Source organism: Oerskovia sp. NPDC057915, assembly GCF_042887685.1.
Classification (GTDB): Bacteria; Actinomycetota; Actinomycetes; order Actinomycetales; family Cellulomonadaceae; genus Oerskovia.
In genome coordinates, this window is record NZ_JBHVOS010000013.1 from 41,278 (window position 1) to 63,721 (window position 22,444).

Annotated in this window: 16 protein-coding genes; 13 read left to right on the forward strand and 3 right to left on the reverse strand. The window is 73.0% G+C overall.

The window, feature by feature from the left end:
* Together ACFVQ3_RS10360 and ACFVQ3_RS10365 are read left to right on the forward strand one after the other, a co-directional pair.
* Window positions 1-1,452, forward strand: a complete 1,452-nt coding sequence (locus tag ACFVQ3_RS10360; RefSeq protein WP_387638346.1) for a DUF1254 domain-containing protein — start codon at window positions 1-3, stop codon at window positions 1,450-1,452.
* 168 nt (window positions 1,453-1,620) lie between these two features.
* Window positions 1,621-2,454, forward strand: coding sequence for an alpha/beta hydrolase (locus ACFVQ3_RS10365; RefSeq protein WP_387638348.1), 834 nt, complete (start codon window positions 1,621-1,623; stop codon window positions 2,452-2,454).
* Window positions 2,455-2,517: 63 nt separating this feature from the next.
* Here the strand turns inward: ACFVQ3_RS10365 and dapA are convergent, their stop codons facing one another.
* Window positions 2,518-3,492, reverse strand: coding sequence for a 4-hydroxy-tetrahydrodipicolinate synthase (gene dapA, locus ACFVQ3_RS10370; RefSeq protein WP_387638350.1), 975 nt, complete (start codon window positions 3,490-3,492; stop codon window positions 2,518-2,520).
* Between the two features lie 124 nt (window positions 3,493-3,616).
* Between dapA and ACFVQ3_RS10375 the strand changes: the two genes are divergently transcribed.
* Together ACFVQ3_RS10375 and ACFVQ3_RS10380 are read left to right on the forward strand one after the other, a co-directional pair.
* Window positions 3,617-4,141: a hypothetical protein gene (locus ACFVQ3_RS10375; protein ID WP_387638353.1), complete on the forward strand. Its 525-nt coding sequence runs from the start codon at window positions 3,617-3,619 to the stop codon at window positions 4,139-4,141.
* Window positions 4,138-4,710 carry a hypothetical protein gene (locus ACFVQ3_RS10380; protein WP_387638355.1) on the forward strand — a complete coding sequence of 191 codons (573 nt, stop codon included), beginning with the start codon at window positions 4,138-4,140 and terminating at the stop codon, window positions 4,708-4,710. Before ACFVQ3_RS10375 ends, ACFVQ3_RS10380 begins: the two co-directional genes overlap by 4 nt.
* A gap of 60 nt (window positions 4,711-4,770) precedes the next feature.
* Here the strand turns inward: ACFVQ3_RS10380 and ACFVQ3_RS10385 are convergent, their stop codons facing one another.
* Window positions 4,771-5,523: a DUF4118 domain-containing protein gene (locus tag ACFVQ3_RS10385; protein ID WP_387638357.1), complete on the reverse strand. Its 753-nt coding sequence runs from the start codon at window positions 5,521-5,523 to the stop codon at window positions 4,771-4,773.
* Between the two features lie 240 nt (window positions 5,524-5,763).
* On the opposite strand from ACFVQ3_RS10385, the gene ACFVQ3_RS10390 reads away from it, so the two are divergent.
* From ACFVQ3_RS10390 to ACFVQ3_RS10405, 4 genes are all read left to right on the forward strand, one after another.
* Entirely contained in the window at window positions 5,764-6,276 is a 513-nt protein-coding gene (locus tag ACFVQ3_RS10390; protein WP_387638360.1) for a ribbon-helix-helix protein, CopG family, read from the forward strand.
* Between the two features lie 77 nt (window positions 6,277-6,353).
* Window positions 6,354-7,202, forward strand: a complete 849-nt coding sequence (locus tag ACFVQ3_RS10395) for a DUF4097 domain-containing protein (RefSeq protein WP_387638362.1) — start codon at window positions 6,354-6,356, stop codon at window positions 7,200-7,202.
* 69 nt (window positions 7,203-7,271) lie between these two features.
* Window positions 7,272-8,096 carry an ABC transporter ATP-binding protein gene (locus tag ACFVQ3_RS10400; protein ID WP_387638364.1) on the forward strand — a complete coding sequence of 275 codons (825 nt, stop codon included), beginning with the start codon at window positions 7,272-7,274 and terminating at the stop codon, window positions 8,094-8,096.
* Window positions 8,093-8,932, forward strand: a complete 840-nt coding sequence (locus ACFVQ3_RS10405; protein ID WP_387638367.1) for an ABC transporter permease — start codon at window positions 8,093-8,095, stop codon at window positions 8,930-8,932. Before ACFVQ3_RS10400 ends, ACFVQ3_RS10405 begins: the two co-directional genes overlap by 4 nt.
* A 132-nt stretch (window positions 8,933-9,064) precedes the next feature.
* Here the strand turns inward: ACFVQ3_RS10405 and ACFVQ3_RS10410 are convergent, their stop codons facing one another.
* Window positions 9,065-9,565, reverse strand: coding sequence for a GNAT family N-acetyltransferase (locus ACFVQ3_RS10410; protein WP_387638369.1), 501 nt, complete (start codon window positions 9,563-9,565; stop codon window positions 9,065-9,067).
* Window positions 9,566-9,806: 241 nt separating this feature from the next.
* Here ACFVQ3_RS10410 and ACFVQ3_RS10415 point away from each other — a divergent pair, with 241 nt between their 5' ends.
* The 5 genes from ACFVQ3_RS10415 to ACFVQ3_RS10435 all read left to right on the forward strand — a co-directional run bounded on the left by ACFVQ3_RS10415 (window position 9,807) and on the right by ACFVQ3_RS10435 (window position 22,430).
* A complete protein-coding gene (locus ACFVQ3_RS10415; protein ID WP_387638372.1) occupies window positions 9,807-10,616 on the forward strand; it encodes a 1-phosphofructokinase family hexose kinase in 810 nt (269 codons plus the stop codon).
* A gap of 25 nt (window positions 10,617-10,641) precedes the next feature.
* The gene (gene surE, locus ACFVQ3_RS10420) at window positions 10,642-11,400 is read left to right on the forward strand and encodes a 5'/3'-nucleotidase SurE (protein WP_387638374.1); all 759 of its coding nucleotides are present in this window, start codon (window positions 10,642-10,644) and stop codon (window positions 11,398-11,400) included.
* A gap of 138 nt (window positions 11,401-11,538) precedes the next feature.
* Window positions 11,539-13,428 carry an alkyl/aryl-sulfatase gene (locus ACFVQ3_RS10425; protein ID WP_387638376.1) on the forward strand — a complete coding sequence of 630 codons (1,890 nt, stop codon included), beginning with the start codon at window positions 11,539-11,541 and terminating at the stop codon, window positions 13,426-13,428.
* A gap of 239 nt (window positions 13,429-13,667) precedes the next feature.
* Window positions 13,668-21,119, forward strand: a complete 7,452-nt coding sequence (locus tag ACFVQ3_RS10430; protein WP_387638379.1) for a DUF5979 domain-containing protein — start codon at window positions 13,668-13,670, stop codon at window positions 21,117-21,119.
* Between the two features lie 228 nt (window positions 21,120-21,347).
* Window positions 21,348-22,430, forward strand: a complete 1,083-nt coding sequence (locus ACFVQ3_RS10435) for a YihY/virulence factor BrkB family protein (RefSeq protein ID WP_387638381.1) — start codon at window positions 21,348-21,350, stop codon at window positions 22,428-22,430.
* Window positions 22,431-22,444 lie beyond the last annotated feature (14 nt).

Here is a 22,444-nt window from a genome sequence, read left to right on the forward strand (position 1 = left end):
GTGAGCACAGCCGAGACGACCCCGAGGACCGCACCCCCCGCGACCGGGGGTGTCGCCGTGCCGGTGCCGCCCTCACCGTCATGGGGGCGCGCGATGCCGCCCGCGCCGGACGCACGTGTGCGCATCACCCCCGCCTACGCGCGCCACGTCGGGCGGGACGCGTACTTCTGGGCATGGCCGCTGGTCAACGTCTACAACCGCCGGCTGCACTTCGCCTCGGTCACCGGCCTCGCGCACGTCGGCCCGTTGATCGAGGCACCGCTCAACCAGTTCGCGATGCTCACCGACTACGTCGACCCGCGCGAGCGGGCCGTGGCCTGCCCCAACCAGGACGTCGTCTACGGGATCGGGGCGATCGGGCTCGACGTGTCCCCGGTCGTGCTCCAGGTGCCCGACTTCGGCGACCGGTTCTGGGTCTACCAGGTCGTGGACCTGCGCACCGACAGCTTCGTCCAGCTCGGGTCGATGTACGCCACGACGCCCGGCTTCTACCTGCTCGTGGGCCCCGCGTGGGACGGCGACGTCCCGCCCGGGATCACCCGCGTGTTCCGCTCCACGACGAGCACCGGGCTGGTCGGTCCACGCATCTTCCAGGACGACACCGCCGAGGACCGGGCCGCGATCCAGGCGGTGCTCCCGGGCGTCATGATGTACCCGCTCGACCAGTACGACGGCGTGGTGAAGCACATCGACTGGGCCGGCATCCCGCAGCTCCCCGGCCCGCCCATGAGCGACGAGGAGACGCGGTGGGTCTTCCCCGACCGCTTCGTCGACGAGCTCCCGGCGGTCCTGGCCGACGCCCCGCCGCTGCCCGGCGAGGAGGCCCGCTACGCCCAGGTGCTCGCGGTCCTCGACGCGGCCTCGCGGGACCCCGAGCTCAGGGCCGCCATGACCGCGGGTGCCCACGAGGCCGACGTGGAGCTGGTCCAGCCGCTCTTCCAGTTCCGCAGCTACGGCCAGCCCCTGCCCGACCACTGGACCACGATCTCCAACGAGTCGGCCTTCGGCGTCGACTACTACACGCGCACCGCGGTCTCGAAGTCGAACATCCTGGTCAACTCCCCGGCCGAGACCAAGTACTTCTACCAGGATCTCGACGTTGACGGGCAGCGCCTGAGCAGCGACCGCCGGTACACCGTGACGTTCGCGGCGGGCGGCACGCCACCCGTGCACGGCTTCTGGTCGCTCTCGATCTACAACGAGCACCACTTCTTCGTCGCCAACCCCATCGACCGGTTCTCGGTCGGCACCAAGAACAAGGACCTCCACCTCGACCAGGACGGTTCCCTGACGATCCACGTCCAGACCGACGAACCCGCCGACCCGGTCCACCGCGCGAACTGGCTCCCCACGCCGGGCGGCCCGTTCTCGCTCTACGTCCGCGCCTACTGGCCCGCGACCCCCGTCCTCGACGGCACGTGGACCCCGCCCGCCGTCCACCGGGTGGACTGACCGCGACCCCGCCAGGATCGGCGCACCGTCACCTCCGAGACACGGGATGCGCGTGTCCCTGACCGGGCGCACCCTGGGATCACCATCCGACGCGACCATGACGGGACCCGTGCGCGAAGCGAGCCCAGGCTCGGTGGTGCGCGGCGCCGTCGGGCAAGGAGCTGGACCGTGACCGCAGAAGGAACCGCACGGACCCCCGGAGGAACCACCCCCACCCCCGTGGTGTTCGTCCACGGGCTGTGGCTGCACGCCGACTCCTGGAACCCGTGGGTCGAGCGCTTCGCCGCCGCAGGCTACGACGCCCACGCGCCGGGCTGGCCCGGTGACGGCGCGACCGTCGAGGAGACCCGGGCGAACCCCGACGCGGTCGGCGGGTACGGGATCGACGAGGTCGTCGAGCACTACGTCGAGATCCTCGACGGGCTGCCGGCCCAGGCGGTCGTCGTCGGGCACTCGTTCGGCGGGCTGATCATCCAGCGCCTCCTCACCGCGGGGCACGCGCGTGCCGGGATCGCGATCGACCCCGCACCCATGCGCGGCAACATCCTGCTGCCGCCCAGCTCGCTCAAGGTCGCGGCCGTCGCGCTCAAGAACCCCGCGCACTACAAGGGCTCGGTCTCGCTGACGCCCGAGGAGTTCCGCTACGGGTTCGCCAACGAGCTGTCCGACGAGGAGGCGGCCGAGCTGTACGAGCGCTGGACCATCCCCTCGCCGGGGCGGCCGCTCTTCGAGGACGCCGCAGCGAACCTGTTCCCGCACTCGGCCGCGAAGGTCGACTCGAAGAACCCCGACCGCGGCCCGCTGCTGTTCGTCGCGGGCGGCATGGACCACACCGCGCCCGCCTCGCTCACCAAGACCTCGGCCAAGATCTACCGGCGTCACTCCGACGCCGTGACCGACCTCCACGAGTTCCCCGACCGCGGGCACTCGCTCACGATCGACCACGGCTGGGCCGAGGTCGCCGACACGACCCTCGCGTGGCTCGAGGAGCAGGGGATCTGACGTGCCGTCCACCCCGACGGCGCCGCTCACCCTCGCGGTGAGCGGCGCCGTCGGGCCGGGTGGTCAGGCGTCGACGTGCCGTGCGGCGAGCGCACCGCCCGTCGCGGCCTCGACGTCGAGACGGATCCCGGTCGTGCGGGCGTCGGGGAGCGAGCGGACGCGGTCCAGCTCGCGACGCACCGCGTCGACCGCGAGGGGCTCGGGGCCCACGAGGGGCAGGCGCACGCGCGGGCTGCCGATCCGGCCCAGCGCGTGCAGGACGAGCTTGGTCGCGACGGCCGGCGGGGCGTACGTGGTGAGCGCGCGGGCGAGCGGTTCGAGGCGCCGGTGGGCCGAGGCCGCGGCGCGGAGGTCGCCTGCGGCGACGGCGTCGAGCAGCTGCCGGTAGCCGACGGGGGAGACGTTGGCCGCGACGCTCACCACTCCTGCACCGTCGATCGCGAGGGTCGGCAGGGTCGCGGCGTCGGAACCCGCGAAGTAGAGCAGGTCGCTCGCCTCGATCAGGTGCGCCGCGCGCGCGAGGTCGCCGTCCGCGTCCTTGAGCGCGCAGACGGACGGGTGCGCCGACGCCAGCAGCAGCGTGGAGAGGTCGAGACCCACACCCGTGCGCGCCGGGACGTCGTAGAGCATGACAGGAAGGTCGGTCGCGTCGGCCACCGCCCGCACGTGCGCGAGGACGCCCAGCTGGCTGGGCCGGACGTACTCGGGTGCGGAGACCATGATCCCGTCGGCGCCCGCGGCCTCGCACGCCCGGAAGTGCATGATCGCGTGGGCGGTGTCGCCGGCCCCGCCGCCGGCCACGACCGTCGCGCGGCCCGCGACCGCCTCCCGGGCGACCTCGACGACTCGGACCTTCTCGTGGTCGGTGAGCGTGCTGGACTCCCCGGTCGTGCCCGCGACCACGACGCCGTCGGCCCCTCCGGCCACCACGGCGTCGACGTGCCGGGCGAGATCCGCCCAGGCCACCTCGCCGTCGGGCGTGAACGGGGTCACGAGAGCGACGAGGAGCTGACCGAACGGGTTGTGTCGAGGAGGCATGCGGCAACGCTAGGGCGCCGAGGGCGCCGGTGTCCGTCCGTGATCCGTCAAGATCGCAGAGGTTCCCGTCAGGGTCCCGTCAAGACGGGGGACGACGGGCGGGCTCGCCGCGTAGACCCGGAGCATGACGCTGACGACGATCCTCCCCACGCTCCGTGCGAGCATCCCCGATCCGCTCGCGACCGACTCCTGGCCCGCCGCGACCCGAGCGACCGTCACGGACGTCCTGGTCGCCGGCGTGTCCCTCGCGCACCTGGCCGCGCTGTGCGGCACGCCGTGCGTCCACGTCGCGCAGGCCTGCGGCCCGCGGTCCGCGGGCGGACGCATGGGGACCGTCGTCGTCGCCGCCGTGACGGACGTGCGCGACGTCGGCGCCGCCGGCCTCGAGGTGGGGCTCGACGCCGACATCGACCCCCTGCCGGCGCGCTGGGCGCAGGCCCGCCTCGTCGGGCGCGCGTCGAGCGCCCGACCCGTGCGTGCCGTGGTCACGGGTGGTCGGGGCCCCGGCGCCCTCACCGTGCCCCTGGACCTGCGCGTCGGAGACCTGCTCGCGGTCCCGTGCCGGGGGCAGGTCGCTCTCCGGGACGTCCGGCGCGCACCCGGTCGGACCGATGCGCCGGTCCTGCGCGGGGACGTGACCCCGTCATGACGCTCCTGCACACCATGATCTCCGCACGGGCCGCCGCCCTGCGGGCGTCGCGGACACCACCGTGGACGGACCGGACGCTCGTCGTGCCGGGCGACGTCCTGGTCTCGGGGACGTCGCTCACGGACCTCGCGCGCACCGTCGGCACGCCGGTGGTCCTCTCGGGGGCTGCGGCCGACGGTCCGGGCAGGTCCGGGCCGGGCATGTCCGGCCGGGCCGGCACCGGCCTGGCCGGTGCCGGTCCACGCCGGTCCGGCAAGACCGGTGCCGGCCCCGGTGCGCCGGCGCGGTCCGTGACGTTCGTCGTGGTCCGGGTCGACGCCGTCGTCCCGCCGCTGCACTGCCCGCGCGAGGTGTGGGTGGACGCCGAGCTCGAAGGATGCTCGCCGGTGCTCTCCGCGGTGCGGCTGCTGGGGCGCTCTGGATCGGGACGCACCCGCCGGTACCACCTGCGTCCCGACCGGTCAGGTGCCCTGGACCTGCTCGTCCGCCTGCCGGCCGACCTGAGGCGTCATGACCTGCTCGCCGTGCCGTGCGTGTCGTGCGTGGCGCTCGAGGACATCGAGCGGTGACCGAGGAGGTCGAGCAGCGACCGAGGACGTCGAGCGGTGACGGGAGGCGGCGTGCCGGACCTATCGATCGGTGGCGCGTGTCGCGGCGAGCGCCGATCCGACCTGCTGCGCGAGCGTCACGGCGATGACTCTCTGGTCGAGGTCCGGGCGCCGGACCCGGGTCGTCGCGTCGAGGAGGAACCTGCCACGGACGACGCCCGCGTGCTCGACGAGGAGCTCGACACGGTCGTCGGTGGGCAGGCCGTCACGCTCCACGTCGAGCACCTGGGACCCGCGGGTCACGCTGCCGTCCTCGTGCAGGCGCGGGTGGGCGCCGCCCGTGCTCGTGTCGAAGCGGCACTCGTCGAGGTCCAGGACGTCGACGATCTGCCGCTGCACGTGCGCGACGAGGGTCGCGGGCGACGCGGTGCCGTCGGCGACCAGGCGGGCCGACGAGACGATCCCGGCGAGGTAGCCGACGCGGCGGCTCGATCGCGCCTGCTCACGGCGGCCCCACAGGGCGATCTCGGTCACCGCGACCCCGACGAGCAGCAGCAGGACCGTGGTCTCGAGGTCCGTGCGGTCCGTGATGGTGAGCTGCTGGTACGGCTCGGTGAGGAAGAAGTCGAACCACACCCCGCTGGACAGCGCGGCCCCGATCCCCGCGAGCCGACGCCCGGTGGCCGCCGCGCCCACGACGACCAGCACCAGGAGGAGCGCGACGTTCGTGTTGGCGACGTCGGCGCGGAAGGGGGCCAGCGCGGCGCACACGACGAGAGGTGCTACGAGGGCTGCGAGCACCACGAGCGCTGTCCGGCCGGTCCCTGTCCTCATACCTTCATCTCCCTGCGGGTGGTGACAGGTGTCAAGGGGTGTTGACGAGGTCTTGACGGGCCCGAGCGGTCGGACCGGGTCGTGGGGTCGACGGCCGGTGGTCGTCCCTGGCGTCGTCACCGGGCGTTCACTGCCCTGACCTGCGCCTTTGCCCAGATGACGTCGTGGTGACACCACTTTCGCAAACTGATGACGCCACATCCCTTGCGGTGACACCATGAGTGGTGTCATAGTGGCGTCATGGAACTCACGAGATACGTCGACGAGCTGCAGCACCAGCTCGCCACCGCAGCCGCCGCCGGCGGGGACGAGGCACGCGAGCTCGCCGGCCGCCTGTCGGCCCCGCTCGACGCCGCCGTCCGGCTCGTCCTCCTCGAGGCCCTCTCGACCGCAGCCACCGAGATCACGGCCGAGCTCGCGCCGGGAGCGGTCGACGTCCGGCTCCGGGGGCGCGACCCCGAGTTCATCGTGACCCCGGCACCCGCCTCGTCCTTCGAGGAGGACGCCGCCCCCGCGGCCGAGCCCGCCCGTCCGACGGCCCTCGACCCCGACGACGTCAGCACGTCCCGCACGACGCTCCGCCTGCCCGACCAGCTCAAGGCGCAGGTCGAGGAGGCGGCAGCCCGTGAGGGCATGTCCGTCAACACGTGGCTCGTGCGCGCGGTCGCCGCGGCGCTCGCGCCCACCGCCCCGTCACGCCCGGCGCCACGGGCCACGAGCACCTCCGGTCGCGTGACCGGCTGGGTGCGCTGACCCACCACCCGACACCACCGCACACCTGCGCCCCACCACCCCGGGGCGGACACGCTCACCCCTCTGGAGGATCCGCCATGCCCACTTTCGCCGCCCCCACCCCCGTCCCGGTCGTCATCGACGTCCCCTTCGGCAACCTGTACGTCGTCGCCGGCGAACGGGACGACGTCGTCGTGACCGTCCTGCCGGCCGACCCGAGCAAGTCCGGCTCGGTCCGCGCCGCCGAGGAGACCCGCGTCGAGCGCGACGGCGACGCGATCTCGATCGTCTACCCCAACGCGTGGAAGCAGTACGTCCTGCCGTTCGCCTCCGGTGGTGCGAAGGTCACCATCGAGCTCCCCGCCGGGTCGGACCTGCGCGGCAAGGCCGGCTCCCTCTACGCGGAGGGCAGGCTCGGGTCGGTCGACCTCAACCTCAACGGCGGCAACGCCCGCCTCGACGACGTCGACCGCCTGGACATCAAGGTCTCGGCCGGGTCGCTCACGGTCGGCCGGGTCTCCGGCACCGTTGACGCCGTGGTCTCGGCGGGCGGCCTGCGGGTCCGCGAGCTCGACGGCGACGCCGTCGTCAAGGTGCCCAACGGCACGACCGAGATCGGGCGGACCACCGGGAGCCTGCGCGTCAACGGCGCGCACGGGGACATCGCGATCGACCGGTCCCACGGCGACACCGTCGTGAAGTGCGCGCACGGCGGGATCCGCGTCGAGCAGGCCGTCAACGGCCGTGTCCAGCTCGAGAGCTCGTACGGCTCGATCGAGGTCGGCGTGCCCGAGGGCACGGCCGCCTGGCTCGACGCGACCTCCCAGCACGGCCAGGTCCGCAACCTCCTGCAGGACGCCTCCGGTCCCGGCGAGTCCGACCTGACGGTCGAGGTCCGTGCAGGCACCGGCTACGGCGACGTGATCGTGCGCCGCCCGCACCCCTGACCGCTCTTCCCCGTCCCACCCGCTCGTCCCGTCCCACCCGCTCGTCCACCACCGTCGAAGGAGAAGCTCATGACCACCACAGTCCGCGGACCCGCGATCGAGGTCGCCGGCCTGCGCAAGTCCTACCGCTCGAAGTCCGGAACCCAGCTCGTGCTCGACGGCGTCGACCTCGTCGTCCCGGCCGGGACGATCACCGCGCTGCTCGGCCCCAACGGCTCGGGCAAGACGACGACCGTCGGGGTCCTGTCGACCCTCCTGGCCGCCGACGCAGGCACGGTGCGCGTGGCAGGCCACGACATCGCCCGTGAACCGGACGCCGTCCGCGCCTCGATTGGCGTGACCGGCCAGATCACGGCCGTCGACGAGCTGCTCACCGGCACGGAGAACCTACGGCTCATGGCCGACCTGAACCACCTCGGGAAGTCCGCCGGACGCCGTCGGGCGACCGAGCTGCTCGAGCAGTTCGGCCTCGCCGAGGCCGCGGGCAAGCCCGTGGCCACCTACTCGGGCGGCATGAAGCGCAAGCTCGACCTCGCGATGACGCTCGTCGGAGCGCCGTCGGTCGTGTTCCTCGACGAGCCGACGACGGGTCTCGACCCCCGCAGCCGTCGCACCCTGTGGGACGAGGTGCGCGCGCTCGTCGAGGGTGGCACCACGATCCTGCTCACCACGCAGTACCTCGAGGAGGCGGACCGGCTCGCCGACTCCGTCGCGGTCCTCCACGACGGACGCATCGTCGCCCAGGGCACGCCGGCCGAGCTCAAGTCGGTGCACGACGCGGGCTCGCTCGACGAGGTCTTCCTCGCACTGACCGAGCCGCCCACCGAGGAGGAGGCCGGCACCGACGCCGTCACCCCCGCCGGTCCGACACAGGACAAGGAGAACGTCCGATGACTGCCATCGCCACCACCGCCCCCACCACCACGGCCCGTCCCCGACCGGTCGCCGACGTCGGGACCATGCTGCGTCGCAGCCTGCTGCGCGCCGTGCGCTACCCGGGCCTGACGGTCTTCCTCGTCGCCGGTCCGCTCGTCATGCTCCTGCTGTTCGTCTACGTCTTCGGCGGAGCCTTCGGCGCGGGCGTGGCCCCCGGGATCACCCCCGGCGCCGACGGCCGCGCGGCCTACCTCGACTACATCACGCCGACGCTCCTGGTCATCACGGTCGTCGCCGGAGCGACGTCGGTCGCGGTCTCCGCCGCGATGGATGCCGCGAGCGGCATCATGGCCCGGTTCAAGACCATGGCGATCTCGCCGGGGTCCATCCTCTCGGGGCACGTCCTCGGGTTCGCCGTGCAGGCCATGATCGCGCTCGTGCTCGTCCTGGGTGCCGCGATCGCCATGGGCTACCGCCCCGAGGCCGACGCGCTCGACTGGCTGGCGCTCGCGGGCCTGTTCGTCCTGCTCGGGATCTGCCTCAACTGGCTGTGCGTCGCGATGGGTCTCAACGCCCGCAGCGTCGAGACCGCGAGCAACACGCCCATGATCCTGCTGCTCCTGCCGTTCCTCGGCAGCGGGTTCGTGCCCGTCGAGACGATGCCCACGGCCGTGCGCTGGTTCGCCGAGCACCAGCCGTTCACGCCCATCATCGACACGGTGCGCGGGCTGCTCGCCGGGGGAGCGGGGCTCGAGGGGTCGACCGTCGTGCAGGCCGTGGCCTGGTGCGTCGTGATCGGCGTCGCGGGCTACGTGTGGGCCCGCGCGCTCTTCCGCCGCGAGCGTCGCCTCTGAACCGGCCGTCGACCGCATCGCCGGGCGTTCCCGAGGACCTCCGGGTCGAGCCGTCACGGCTCGGCCCGGGGGCCCGCTGCGTCCGGGGGCCCTCCGCGCCCGGACGTCCTTGCCGGCCCTGACGGCCTGGCCCTACAGGTCGCGGTACATGATGTGGAGCCCGACGAGACCGGCCGTGGGGTGTGCGAAGGCTTCGGGCACGGTCGTCAGGATCTCGAACCCGAAGGACTCCCAGAGCCGCACGGCTCGCTCGTTGGTCTCGACGACGGCGTTGAACTGCATCGCGAGGTAGCCGTCGGCGCGGGCGCCGTCGAGCACCGCGCCCGCGAGGGTGCGCCCGACGCCGCGCCCACCACGGCCCGGCCCGACGACGAAGCTCGCGTTCGCGACGTGGGCGCCCGCACCGGGAAGGTTGGGCAGGTACTTCGCCGTGCCGACCACCGCGCCGTCCGTGTCCACCGCGACGAGCACGCGGGCTCCCGGAGCGGCCGTCCAGACCGTGCGGGCCTGCGTCTCGTCGATGTCTCGGGGGTAGGTGTACGTCTCGCCCGCCCGGAAGGCGGGCTCGAGCACGCGCCAGATCCCGGACCAGTCGGCGGACGTCGCGGGGCGTACCTCGATCTCTGCGCTCACGCCGCCGAGCCTAGCCGCGCCCTGAGCAGGGTCGGGTGTGACCAGCCGCACACGTGGGCAGCGCCCCTCACCGGGTGACCGTGGAGCGCCCGACCTAGGCTCGGTCGATGACGACGGACGACCCCCGCGAACCGACCGTGTGCGTGCTCGCGCTCACGCCTCTCCTGGCGATCGAGATCGAGCCCGCCGGGCCGCACGAGACGTCCCCCGAGATCCACGTGCACCCCGGCGGCCAGGGGTTGTGGCTCGCGCGCTGGCGTACTCGCTCGGGGCGCACGCGATCGTGTGCGGCCCGTTCGGGGGCGAGACCGGGTCGGTGGCCGCGCACCTGGCCCGCGCCGAGAACCTCGACCTGCGGGTGACCTCGACCGGCGCCAACGGCGCCTTCGTGCACGACCGGCGCAGCGGCGAGCGGGCCGAGGTCGTGGCCATGGAGCCCTTCCCCCTGAACCGGCACGAGGTCGACGACCTGTACGGCACGGTGCTCGTGGCGGCGCTCGACGCCGCGGTCACGATCCTCACCGGGTCCAGCACGCCCGTGGGCGTCCCGCCGGACTTCTTCGGCCGGCTGACCAAGGACCTCCATGCGGCCGAGCGTCAGGTCGTGGCGGACCTGTCGGGGGCCGAGGCCCACGCCGTCGCCCGGGAGCCGGGCGCGGTCCTCAAGATCAGCCACGAGGAGATGGTCGAGGGCGGCTTCGCGCCCGACGACGGCGAGCGGTCGCTGCGCACGGCGGCGGACGAGATGGTCGCCGCAGGCCCGCGTGCCGTGATCGTCTCGCGCGCCGAGGCGCCGTCGCTCCTGGTGACGCGGGAGCGCAGCTACACCGTGCAGAGCCCGTCCGTCACGACCGTGGACCACCGCGGGGCGGGCGACTCGATGACGGCGGGGATCGCCGTCGGGCTCGCCCGGGGCATGGACCTGCCCGACGCCGTGCGCCTGGGCGCCGCCGCCGGAGCCCTCAACGTGACCCGCCGCGGGCTGGGGACGGGGCACCGCGACCAGATCGAACGCTTCGCGCACCGCGTGACCGTGCGCGAGACCCGCTGACCACCCCGGACGACAGGAGGCCATGATGCGTGCCCTCATCACCAACGACGACGGGATCGACTCCCCGGGCCTGGCCGTGCTGGCCGGGGCGGCGCTCGACGCGGGGTACGAGGTCGTGGTCGCAGCCCCCGCGCGTGAGTCCTCGGGCGCGAGCGCGTCCCTGCTGGGGGCCGAGGAGGACGGGCGCCTGGTGGTCGAGCCGCGCAGGGCCCCCGGACTGCCCGACGGCGTGACGTCCCTCGCCGTCCGGGCGGCCCCCGCGCTCATCGCCTTTGTCGCGGCGTACGGCGGCTTCGGCGCGAAGCCGGACCTGGTCCTGTCGGGCGTGAACAAGGGAGCGAACACGGGCAACGCGATCCTGCACTCGGGGACCGTGGGAGCGGCAATGTCCGCGACGACCCACGGCATCGCGTCCGTCGCGGTCTCGATGGACGCCGCCGAGCCCCGCCACTGGGAGACCGCACGCCTCGTGACGGACCACGTCGTGGAGTGGGTGGGCCGCACCGCGCTCGGGCGCAAGGTCGTGAACGTCAACGTCCCCGACCGTGCCCCCGGTGACCTCCGAGGCCTGCGCCAGGCACCGCTCGCGAGCTTCGGGCTGGTCCAGGCGCGCATCCACGAGAACGACGACCGCAACCTGACGCTCCAGTACTCGGGGACGGAGCGGCACTCCGAGCCCGACTCCGACACCGGTCTCCTGACGCGCGGCTGGGCGACCGTGACGCTGCTGCTCGCACCGTACGCCGACGCGAGCCTCGAGGTCCCGGGGCTGCGCGCGCGGTGATCGGCGCGCCTCGGAGGGTGGTCGACGCCCCCTGACGGGGAGGTGCCGGCACGGGCGCCGACCCGGCCGGCGGGAGCGTCCAGGACCGCCTCGCCCGTTGCGGGTGCGCACTCCGTGGGCGGCTGTAATGCTGCCAGCATGTCATCAGCCAAGCCAGCTTCCCCCGCCATCGTCCGGCAGCAGCAGGTCGTGCGAGACAGCCTGCCCTTCCATGACACCCAGGACTTCGACGACGTCGCGCGTGGCCTGATCGCCCGGCGGACACCGAACGCGGTGACCGCCGCGGACGGCCGCGTCGTCTGGGACAACGACACGTACGACTTCCTCCAGGGCGAGGCGCCGGACACGGTCAACCCGAGCCTGTGGCGCCAGTCCCGGCTCGTCGCCACGCAGGGTCTGTTCGAGGTCGTCCAGGGCATCTACCAGGTGCGCGGGTTCGACCTGTCCAACGTCACCTTCATCGAGGGCGAGACGGGCGTGATCGTGCTGGACCCCCTCATCTCGACCGAGACGGCCGCAGCGGCCCTCGCGCTGTACCGCGAGCACCGCGGGGACCGTCCCGTCACGGGCGTGATCTACACCCACTCGCACGTCGACCACTTCGGCGGGGTCAAGGGGGTCACGACGCAGGAGGACGTCGACGCCGGTCGCGTACCGGTCCTCGCTCCCGAGGGGTTCACCGAGCACGCCGTCGCCGAGAACGTCTACGCGGGCACCGCCATGGGGCGCCGCGCGGGCTACATGTACGGGGCGGCCCTCGCCCGCGGCCCGCAGGGGCAGGTCGGGGCCGGGCTCGGGCAGACGACGTCGACGGGCACCATCACCCTGATCCCCCCGACCGTGCACATCACGACGACGGGCGAGGAGAGGACGGTCGACGGCGTCCGGATGGTCTTCCAGATGGCCCCCGACACCGAGGCTCCGTCCGAGATGCTCGTCTGGTTCCCGGACCACCGTGCGCTGTGCGCGGCCGAGGACGCGACGCACACCCTGCACAACCTGCTGACCCTGCGCGGCGCGGTCGTGCGCGACCCGCACGCCTGGGCGGGCTACCTCACCGAGGTGATCGACCTGTTCGGCAGCGAGGCCGAGGTCGTCTTCGCGTCGCACCACTGGCCGACGTGGGGCAACGCACGGATCGTCGAGTACCTCTCGCTCCAGCGGGACCTCTACGCGTACCTGCACGACCAGACGCTGCGCATGCTGAACCAGGGGCTGACGGGCACCGAGATCGCCGAGCAGATCGTCCTGCCGCCCGCGCTCGAGAGGTCCTGGCACGCACGGGGGTACTACGGCTCCGTGAGCCACAACGTCAAGGCCGTCTACCAGCGCTACATGGGGTGGTTCGACGGCAACCCCTCGAACCTGTGGCGGCACACCCCGGTCGAGGCGGGCAGGCGCTACGTCGCGCTCGGTGGTGGTGCCGACGCCGTGGTCGCCCAGGCGCAGGCCGCGTTCGACGAGGGGGACTACCGCTGGGTCGCGGAGATCCTGAACCACGTCGTCTTCGCCGAGCCCGACCACGCCGCGGCGCGCGGCCTGCTCGCCGACACCTACGAGCAGCTCGGGTACGGGTCGGAGAACGGTACGTGGCGCACCTTCTTCCTCTCGGGCGCGACCGAGCTGCGCGACGGCAGCTTCGGGACGCCCACGGTCACCGCGGCACGCGACATCGTCGGCAACCTCACGCCGGCCATGCTCTTCGACGCCCTCGCGATCCAGGTCGACGGGCCGCGCGCATGGGACGAGAGGGCGACGATCGACGTCGTGCTGACCGACGTCGACGAGCACTACCGGCTGTGGCTGCGCAACGGTGTCCTCACGTACAGCGCCGCTCCGCAGAAGGGCGCCGCCGACGTCACGCTCACCGGGACCAAGCGCGCTCTACCCGTCCTGGCGAGCGGAGACGTCACCCCGGACACGCTCGCCCAGGCCGGCATCGAGCTCAGCGGCGACCCCTCCGTGCTCGGCCGGCTCGCCGCTGTCCTGGACCCGGGCGACAAGGACTTCGCGATCGTCACCCCCTGACGATCAGGGTCCGTGCCGGTCGACGCCCCGACCGGCACGGACCCGACGGGATCCGCAGACCGGAGTCCGCGGAGCCCGCAGCACGACCTGCCGGGGCGACGGAGCGACCTGCCGGGCACGGTGACCCGGGGGGAGACGGACGAGGAGGTCCGTCGCCCTGACGGACGGACGGAGGCACAGGGATGGGGAACGAGCGATCGAGGCACCGCCGGAGCGGTAGGTCCCGGCAGCAGTGGTCCGTGCGGGCCCGCCGGGCCTGGGCGGCCACCGGAGCCCTCCTGCTGGCGCTGCCGCTGGCCCTCGTCCCCGCGATCCCGGCGGCCGCCGCCGACTGGGGCATCAGCAAGCAGGAGGCCTCCACCGGCCCGTACGCCCCGGGGGACACCGTCCAGTGGATCATCACCGTCTCCTGCTCGGACCCCAACGCGGACCCGTGCACCAACGCCGTGCTCACCGACCAGCTCCCGGACGGCCTCGAGCTCGTGTCCGCGTCGGTCCAGAGCGGCCCTCCCGGCGGCGACCTCACGACCGACCCCGCGACCGGGCTGGTCACGTACACCAACCCCGAGGTGTCGAACGGGGCGCAGGCGCAGATCATCGTCACCGCACGGGTCGACCCCGACCTGCCCTACAGCGCGAACGGCGTGCCGATCACCAACACCGCGACGGTCGTGGCCGACAACGCGACCCAGCAGCAGGCCTCCGACGCGATCACCCCCGAGGTCCCGCTCGTCCTCGCCTCGACGACGACGAAGTCGATCGACCCGCCGGGGGCGCTCGCGGCCCCCGGCACGCCGGCGACCATGACGGTCGGCGCGACGAACACCTCGAACGACCCGGTCGACACCCTGGTGATCCAGGACCCGGTCGACCCCACGGCGACCCCGAACCCGTTCACCTACCTGGAGTACTCGGCGACGGGCACGATCACGATGCCCCCGAACGCCGACACCGTGACCACGCAGTACTGGGACGGGGACTCGTGGGAGACGCTCGACGGCACGGTCGACCCGTCGACCGTGCAGGGGGTGCGCTACACGTTCAGCGGAGACATCCAGCCGGGCGCGACCGCGAGCGTGCCCGTGCAGGTGCAGCAGAGCGACGCGGTCGACGGCCTCACCGAGGCGACCACCGTCACCAACGACGCGTCGTCGTACGTCACGCACACCGGGGGCCAGTCCACCCCGACGACCGCGGAGGACACGTACGTCGTCACGCCGCCGGACAACAGCGTGACGGCGTCCAAGACCTTCTCGCCCAGCACCGTGGCCGCGGGCGACCCCACGACCGTCACGATCGGTGCCACCAACACGGGGACCGCCGTCGGCTCCCTGACGATCACCGAGCCCGCCCCCGGGACGGACAACCCGTTCGAGGGGGACGACCCGTTGACGTTCACCGGCTTCGGGCCGACCGGGGACGGCACAGGCGTGCAGTGGCCCTCCGGGGCGAACGGCGCGACCGTGACCTTCACGTGCCTCGACGGCTCGACCCCCGAGGTCGACGCGACCGCCCCGAACACGCTCCCGAACCCACCGGACACGTGCGTCGTGGTCGGCTTCACCGTGGTCTTCACGGGAGACCTGCCGACCAGCGCCGCGGCCTCGGTCCCGTTCACCGCGGACACCGACCCCGACCAGACGACCGACGACGTCACGCACACCAACACCATCGAGGCCACCGTGCCCAGCGCGGACCCTGCCACGGCCCCCGCGGACCTCGTGACCCTGGTCGACCGGTTGGCGACCAGCACCGACAAGATCATGTCGCCCTCGACCATCCCCGCGGTGCCCGGGCAGTCCGTGATCGTGCAGCTCCCGACCCAGCTCCTGCCGTTCGGACCGGACGGCTCGACCGCGAACGCGGACCAGGTCGTCGTCCAGGACCCGGTCGACCCCGCGAACCCCGGCGAGTTCTGGTCGAACTTCACAGCGACCTCGGTGCGCACGACCGACGTGCCCGCGGGGTCGACCCTGACGGTCAACTACTGGGACGGGAGCGCCTGGGTGCCCGCACCGGGCTGCGGCCCCTACACCGGTCCGACGACCGTGAGCTGCGACCTCCCACCAGGGGCCGGGGGCGTCCAGTTCGTCTACGACTCGACCGGTGACGGCTTCCCGCCCGGGACGCAGTTCCAGCCCAACTTCACGGCCGAGTACACGGGCCCGGCCGACCGTGACACCCCGATCGAGAACTGCGGCGCGTCGAGCGCGTCGTCGGGCACGGTGGCCCCGACCCCGCCTGCGCAGGGCTGCGCCTCGGTCGACCCCTTCCCCGTGGACGGTCCCGGCGCGCTCGACTTCGTCGCCAAGGACTTCCTCGGCGGCAGCCCGCCCAGCGTGCTCGCGCGTTCGGACGACCAGGTCACGGCCCAGATCACCTGGTCGACCAACGGCTTCTCGGGCGTGGACCCGATGGTGATCTCGGACGTCGCCGACCCGCAGAGCACCCCCGTCGCGAGCTCGTTCTACGACGCGTTCGACCTCGTGCGGGTCGAGCCGATCGACACCGCGACCGACCCGCTGATCACCTACGACCAGGTGACCGGGGTCGAGCTCTTCGTCGGCGGCGCGTGGGTCCCCGCGAGCAGCGACCCGTGCCCGTGCGTCGGGTCCTTCCCGGGATACACGCTCACCCCCGACGAGCGGGCGTCGGCGACGTCGGTGCGCCTGACCTACCAGGAATCGCCCGACCGCACCACGACCGGGGACCCGACGGCTCCGCAGCCCGGTGACGGCGTCGCGCGCTCGACGCTCGCGGACGGTCGCCACCTCGACCTGACGTTCCAGGTGCGAGACGTCAAGAGGTCCGACCCGACGGTCCCGGTGCTGGGGTCGACCCACGGCACGCTCTACAACACGACGGACCCCGGGATCGTCCTCGACACCGTGCGGGCGACCGGCACCTTCGAGGGCGACCAGTACACCGACACCGACGACGCGACGGTCCTCATCATCGACCAGCCCCTCAACGTGACCGTCGCGAAGGACTGGACCGGCGGTCCCCTCTCGGTCCCGCCGTCGGCCACCCCGGCGCAGTTCTACCCGACGACCGACGTGGTCGTCACGGGGACCAACGCGTCGGCCGCGAAGGTGAGCCAGCTCCGGCTGGTCGAGCCGGGCGTCGAGACCTCGGGGGACGTGCAGACGGCGCCCGGGACCAAGCCGTTCGACGCGTTCACGCTGCGCGCGATCAGCCTGGACCCGCCCGACGGGGCGCAGACGACGACGGTCACCCTCACCTACCTGGGCGGGTCGACGGCGAGCTTCACCGAGGCCCAGGCGGAAGCGCTGACGACCAGCGACCTGGCCGACGTCGTCGGCGTCGTGACGTCGTTCGACGGCCTCGTGGCGCCCGGGGCGTCGGGCAGCATGGACCTCACGCTGCAGCTGCGCGAGCTCGACCGGTACACGCAGGCGCCCGTCACGGTCGCGGGGTACAGCCCCGTGCCGAACGGCGCCGTCGCGACGATCGCCGACCCGGGCGGTACCGACCAGGACGTCCGGCTCGCCCACGACGACGCGGACATGGTCCTGCAGGACGCCGGGATCGCGCTCGACGTCGGCAAGACGTTCGACCCGGCGCAGATCGTCGAGCCGGGTACCGGGCCCGTGACCATGACGCTCAGCGGACAGCCCCTCGGGCCGTCGCGCGCGGTCGAGATGGTGCTCGTCGACGACGATCCCCGGTTCTGGAACCAGTACGACTTCGACGCGTTCGCGGGAGCGGCCCTCACCGCGCCGATCCAGCAGGTGCGTGTCGACGCGTTCACGGGTGGGACCTTCACCGCAGGACCGGGTGGTGTCGTGGTGTCGGGCGGCTCGTGGGTCCTGGGCGACGAGTCGGCGACGTTCGCCCTGCCCGACGGGGTGGCGCCGGCCGACGTGCAGGGTCTGCGGTTCACGTTCAGCAGGACCGACGGGTCGATCTGGGAGAACCCCGCGACGCCGGTCCAGACCGTCCCGATCTCGGTCGAGCGCCGGGCGCAGATGCGCACCGGAGGGCCGGTCCTGACGGATCTCGCCGCCAACGCGCCGGCCCCCGGCGAGACGGCGCCCGGTGTCGCGAGCAACACCGTCGACGGCACCGTCACAGGGGCCGACCTCGTCGTCGACCCCGAGAGCGGTGAGACGGTGCCCGTCTCGTCGACCGACGACGAGACCGCGGAGCTCGTCTACGCGCACGCGACCAACGGGGTGCAGGTGGTCAAGACGTTCGACCGCGTCGTCTCCGGGGGTACTCAGGCACCCGACGCGACCTTCCCGATGAGCATCGCCGTGACCAACACCGGCAACCGTGCGATCAGCGAGCTCGTGGTCGAGGATGCCCCGATGCCGTCGGACACCCAGGGGGCGCAGCTCCGGCTGGCGGCCACGGCCGACCCGTTCTCGTACCTGCTCACGGGGCCGCCGTTGGCCCCCGCCGAGGGCGACCCGCTCCCCGTCGATCCCGCCGACGTGACGGTCACCCAGACCGGGGACCTCCTCGGGCTCCGGTTCAGCTTTCCCGACGGGACCGTGCTCGGCGTCGGGCAGACCTACACGATCACGGTCCTCGTGCGGTTCCGGGTGGGCCTGGCGCCGCTGACCCTCGTGGAGAACACCGCGGGGGCCACGGCGGACCGGCCGTGGGACCAGTGCCAGACCCGGCTCGACGCGCAGACGGGAGCGTGCGAGGCGGACGCCGACGTCACACCCGTCCCGGCGGGGGTCCTCGCGCAGTCCAAGCTCGTGCGCGCGACGGACGACGACGCGCTCGACGTCATCGTGGACCCGGCCTACACCGGCCCTCCCGTCGTGTGCACGCCCTTCCCGACCGGCCTCTACGCGTACCCGTGCACCCCTGTCATCGCGCCGGGGCACGCGCAGACGTGGCACATCCGCATCGACAACGTCGGGAACCTGCCGATGGACAAGGTCGTGGTGTACGACCGCCTGCCGGCGGTCGGGGACACGGGATCCTCGTCCTCGTCCTCGAGGGGCTCGCAGTGGACCCCGATCCTGACGGTCGACCCGCCCCCCGAGCTCGTCAACGCCCCCGAGGGAAGCGTGGGCTCGGTCTACTACACGACGTCGGACGACTACTGCATGGACGACCTCACCGACCCCATGGCCGAGCCGGTCTGTCCCACCGACGACCCTGCGACGGGCTGGGTGCAGCTCGACGGCTCCGAGGACGCCGCGCTGCTCGCGACGGTCAGGGCGCTGAAGTTCGTCGTCCAGTTCCCCGCGGGCGACGAGTTCCAGCCGGGGGAGTACATCGCGATCGAGGGGACGACCCTGACCCCGGCCGTCCCTCCGGACGCAGGCGACCGGTCGATTGCCTGGAACTCGGCTGCGGCGTCCGCCGTCGTGGTCTCCCCGCAGGGCGACCTGAACCTCCTGCCGACCGAGGGCACCAAGGTGGGGGTCGCGACCGCGACGGGTTCTCTCCAGGTGATCAAGCGGGTCGTCGGAGCGGGGGCCGTCAACGCCCCCGACACGTTCGACCTCTTCGTCCAGTGCACCTCGGCGCCCGGGACCCCCGTCGAGACCGTGCTGGACCCGATACCGATCACCGTGACCCGCAACACCCCGGTCACGGTGCCCAACCTGCCGTTCGGTGCCGTGTGCACCATCACGGAGGACGGCTCGAACGGTCAGACCGAGCTCATCGTCGGGACCGTGACGATCGGCGAGACACCGACCGTGAACACGATCACGGCGGTCAACCGCTACGACCTGGCGAGCATCGAGGTGTCCAAGGACGTCGTGACGGACGCCGTCGACCAGGACGGGCAGCCGGTCCCCTTCGGCCCGTTCGAGGTCACGGTCGACTGCACCTTCCTCGGCGAGCCGGTCTACGCGACCGGGTACGGCCCCGACGACCCGATGGTGGTCGAGATCGAGGACGACCAGACGGTCGAGCTCGACGGGCTGCCCGTCGGTGCCGTCTGCACGGTCGAGGAGACCGGGACGGGCAACGCCTCGTCGGTCACGATCACGGTGACGCAGCAGGCGGCTCCGCCCGTCACCACGCCCGGGGCGTCCACGACGCTCACGCTGGGCGCCGACACCGACGAGGGCGTGAGCACGAACGACGTCGTGCTCACCAACACCTACGACGTCGGGGGGCTCGACCTCCGCAAGGTCGTCGACGGCCAGGGTGCGCCCACCTACGGGGCCGGGCCGTTCACCCTCGCGGTGCGCTGCACGTTCGACGACGACGGCGCGGGGCCGGGCGCGCCGCGCGTCGTCTACGACGACACGGTCGTCCTCGGCGCGGGGGCGCCGCTCGAGGCGCAGATCGACGACCTGCCCGCGGGCGCGGTCTGCGACGTGACCGAGCCCGACGACGGCGGCGCCACGTCGACGTCGATAGCCCCCAGCCCGGTGACGGTGGTCGCGGGGGCCTCGGTGACGGTCACGGCGACCAACACGTTCGACGTCGGGGCGATCACGGTGGACAAGGTCGTGGACGGTGAGGGGGCCGATCTCTACGGGGCCGGGCCGTTCACCGTGACGCTCGCGTGCACGGTCGACGGCGAGCCGCTCACCGTCCCCGGTGGTCCCACGCGCGAGCTCGTGCCGGGGACACCCGTCGTCTACGACGACCTGCCCGTCGGAGCGAGGTGCACGGTCGCCGAGACCGAGGACGGCGGGGCGACGTCGTCGACCATGACCGTCACGGTCGCCGGCGGGGGACCCGTCGAGACCGACGGCCCGACGGCCGACGTCGTCGTGACCCCCGTCGACGACGAGGGGGCGCCCACCACGGTGGGCGTCGTGGCGACGAACACGTTCGACCTCGGGTCGCTCGTGGTCGACAAGGTCGTGGACGGCGACGGTGCCACGCTCTACGGCGCCGGTCCGTTCGAGGTGTCGCTCGCGTGCACCCTCGACGGCCGGCCGGTCGACATCCCGGGCGGTGCCGCACGCGAGCTCGAGCCCGGGGCCCCCGTGACGTACGACGGCCTGCCCGTGGGCGCGCAGTGCGAGATCACCGAGACCGCGACGGGCGGCGCGACCACCACGTCCGTCTCCGCCGTCGGGGAGGGCGAGCCGGGAGCCGTCGTCGTCCCGGCAGGTGGCCCCGGGAGCGTGACCGTGACCAACACGTTCGACGTCGGCGAGGTCCGCGTGGTCAAGACGCTGGCCGGGGCCGACGCCGCCGAGCACCGGGGCGACGTCTTCACCGTCTCGCTCGCGTGCACCCAGGACGTCGACGGTGACACGGTCGACGTCGTGATTCCCGGTGGTCCGACGCGCACCCTCTCGGGCGCGGGCGACTGGGTCGCGGTGTACTCGGACCTGCCTCAGGGAGCGACGTGCGTCGTGACCGAGACGGACGCGGGCGGCGCGGACACCGTGCAGGTCGTCGTCGACGGCGAGAGCACGCTGACGGACCCCTCGACGGCCGTCCCGGAGTCGGTCGAGTTCGCGCTCCCCGTGGGGCCGGACGTCTGCGAGCCCGTCGAGGTCGTCAACACGTGGTCCCCGACGAGCGGCGGCATGGGCGGCGGGACGGCGCTGCACAGCGCGTTGACCACGGCCCTGTCACCGGCCGAGGTGGCGGTCGCCGCCGGCTGCGACGGCGCGACACCGGCCCTGCCCGGGACCGGCGCCGACCTCGTCCGGGCGGGGGCCCTCGCGGCGATCCTGCTCGTGCTCGGGGCGACGGTGCTGGTGCTGGTGCGTCGCCGAGAGGCCTGAGCGGCTCTGGCCTCGTCCTCCGCGTCGCGTCCGGGGCGCGATGGTCGCCCGGGTGGCGAGTCGGGCCAGGTCGCCTAGGTTCGAAGGTGGTCAGGAAGTGGCCGACCGGAGCCAGGTGCACCGCGCCGCTCGACCTGGTCTCCCGTGGACCGACGCGCCGGAGGTCTGTTCCTTCGCCCGTGATCGTCGTGGGTCGGCTCGGTCGCGCCGATCACGAGGAGGATCTGCATGACCGACACCGAGACCCGCCAGGAGCCCGCTCCTGACGACCCCCGCAAGCCGGACTCGCCCACGGACCTGCCGGGGCGTTCGTGGAAGCACGTCGCCCGGACGACCGTCCGCCAGTTCTCGCGCGACCAGTGCCTCGACCTGGCGGCGGCCCTGACGTACTACGCCGTGCTCGCCTCGGCGCCGGCGCTCCTGGCCGTCGTCTCGCTCATCGGCCTGGTCGGGGACAGCGAGAAGATCGTGGCCCAGGTGCTGGACGTCGCGTCGTCGGTCGTCCCCGCCGACGCGATGGCGACGCTCGAACCGTTGGTCGAGCAGGTCGTCGGCGGCAGCGACCGGGCGGGGCTCGCGCTGGTCGTCGGTGTCGTCGTGGCGCTCTGGTCCGCCTCCGGGTACGTAGGCGCGTTCGGACGGTCGATGAACCGCATCTACGAGGTCGAGGAGGGGCGCCCGGTCTGGAAGCTCCGGCCCGTGATGCTCGTGGTGACCGCCGCGGTCGTGCTCATGGCCGCGCTCGTCGTGGTCGCGCTGGTGGTGTCCGGACCGGTCGCCCGGGCGATCGGGGACGCCGTCGGGCTGGGGTCGGTCGCGGTGACGACCTGGAACGTCGCAAAGTGGCCCGTGGTGCTGCTGCTGGTGATCCTCGTCGTGGCCGTGCTGTACCACTCGACGCCCAACGTGCGTCAGCCCCGGTTCCGCTGGCTGAGCGTGGGCGCGATCGTCGCGATCCTCGTCTGGATCCTCGCCTCGGTCGGCTTCGGCCTCTACGTGGCGACCTTCGCGTCCTACGACTCGACGTACGGCGCGCTCGGTGGCGTGATCGTCTTCCTGTTGTGGCTGTGGATCACCAACCTCGCCCTGCTCTTCGGTGCCGAGCTCGATGCGGAGCTCGAGCGGGCTCGTGAGCTGGAGGGCGGAATCGCGGCCGAGCAGACCCTCCAGCTCCCACCCCGGGACACGCGGGCGAGCGAGAAGCGTGCGCAGAAGCTCCAGGAGGACGTCGAGCGAGGCGCCGAGATCCGCAGGGCAGCGCAGCAGGAGACGAAGGAGGAGTCCACCGGTTCCCCGACGGTGCGGGACTGAACGTCGCGGCCGGG

What these genes read in the sequence shown, in the direction of transcription:
- dapA (WP_387638350.1), bottom strand. Translation starts at nt 3,492, where the DNA reads ATGCCTCCTCGACACAACCCGTTCGGTCAGCTCCTCGTCGCTCTCGTG.
- ACFVQ3_RS10375 (WP_387638353.1), top strand. Translation starts at nt 3,617, where the DNA reads ATGACGCTGACGACGATCCTCCCCACGCTCCGTGCGAGCATCCCCGAT.
- ACFVQ3_RS10380 (WP_387638355.1), top strand. Translation starts at nt 4,138, where the DNA reads ATGACGCTCCTGCACACCATGATCTCCGCACGGGCCGCCGCCCTGCGG.
- ACFVQ3_RS10385 (WP_387638357.1), bottom strand. Translation starts at nt 5,523, where the DNA reads ATGAGGACAGGGACCGGCCGGACAGCGCTCGTGGTGCTCGCAGCCCTC.
- ACFVQ3_RS10390 (WP_387638360.1), top strand. Translation starts at nt 5,764, where the DNA reads ATGGAACTCACGAGATACGTCGACGAGCTGCAGCACCAGCTCGCCACC.
- ACFVQ3_RS10395 (WP_387638362.1), top strand. Translation starts at nt 6,354, where the DNA reads ATGCCCACTTTCGCCGCCCCCACCCCCGTCCCGGTCGTCATCGACGTC.
- ACFVQ3_RS10400 (WP_387638364.1), top strand. Translation starts at nt 7,272, where the DNA reads ATGACCACCACAGTCCGCGGACCCGCGATCGAGGTCGCCGGCCTGCGC.
- ACFVQ3_RS10405 (WP_387638367.1), top strand. Translation starts at nt 8,093, where the DNA reads ATGACTGCCATCGCCACCACCGCCCCCACCACCACGGCCCGTCCCCGA.
- surE (WP_387638374.1), top strand. Translation starts at nt 10,642, where the DNA reads ATGCGTGCCCTCATCACCAACGACGACGGGATCGACTCCCCGGGCCTG.
- ACFVQ3_RS10425 (WP_387638376.1), top strand. Translation starts at nt 11,539, where the DNA reads ATGTCATCAGCCAAGCCAGCTTCCCCCGCCATCGTCCGGCAGCAGCAG.
- ACFVQ3_RS10435 (WP_387638381.1), top strand. Translation starts at nt 21,348, where the DNA reads ATGACCGACACCGAGACCCGCCAGGAGCCCGCTCCTGACGACCCCCGC.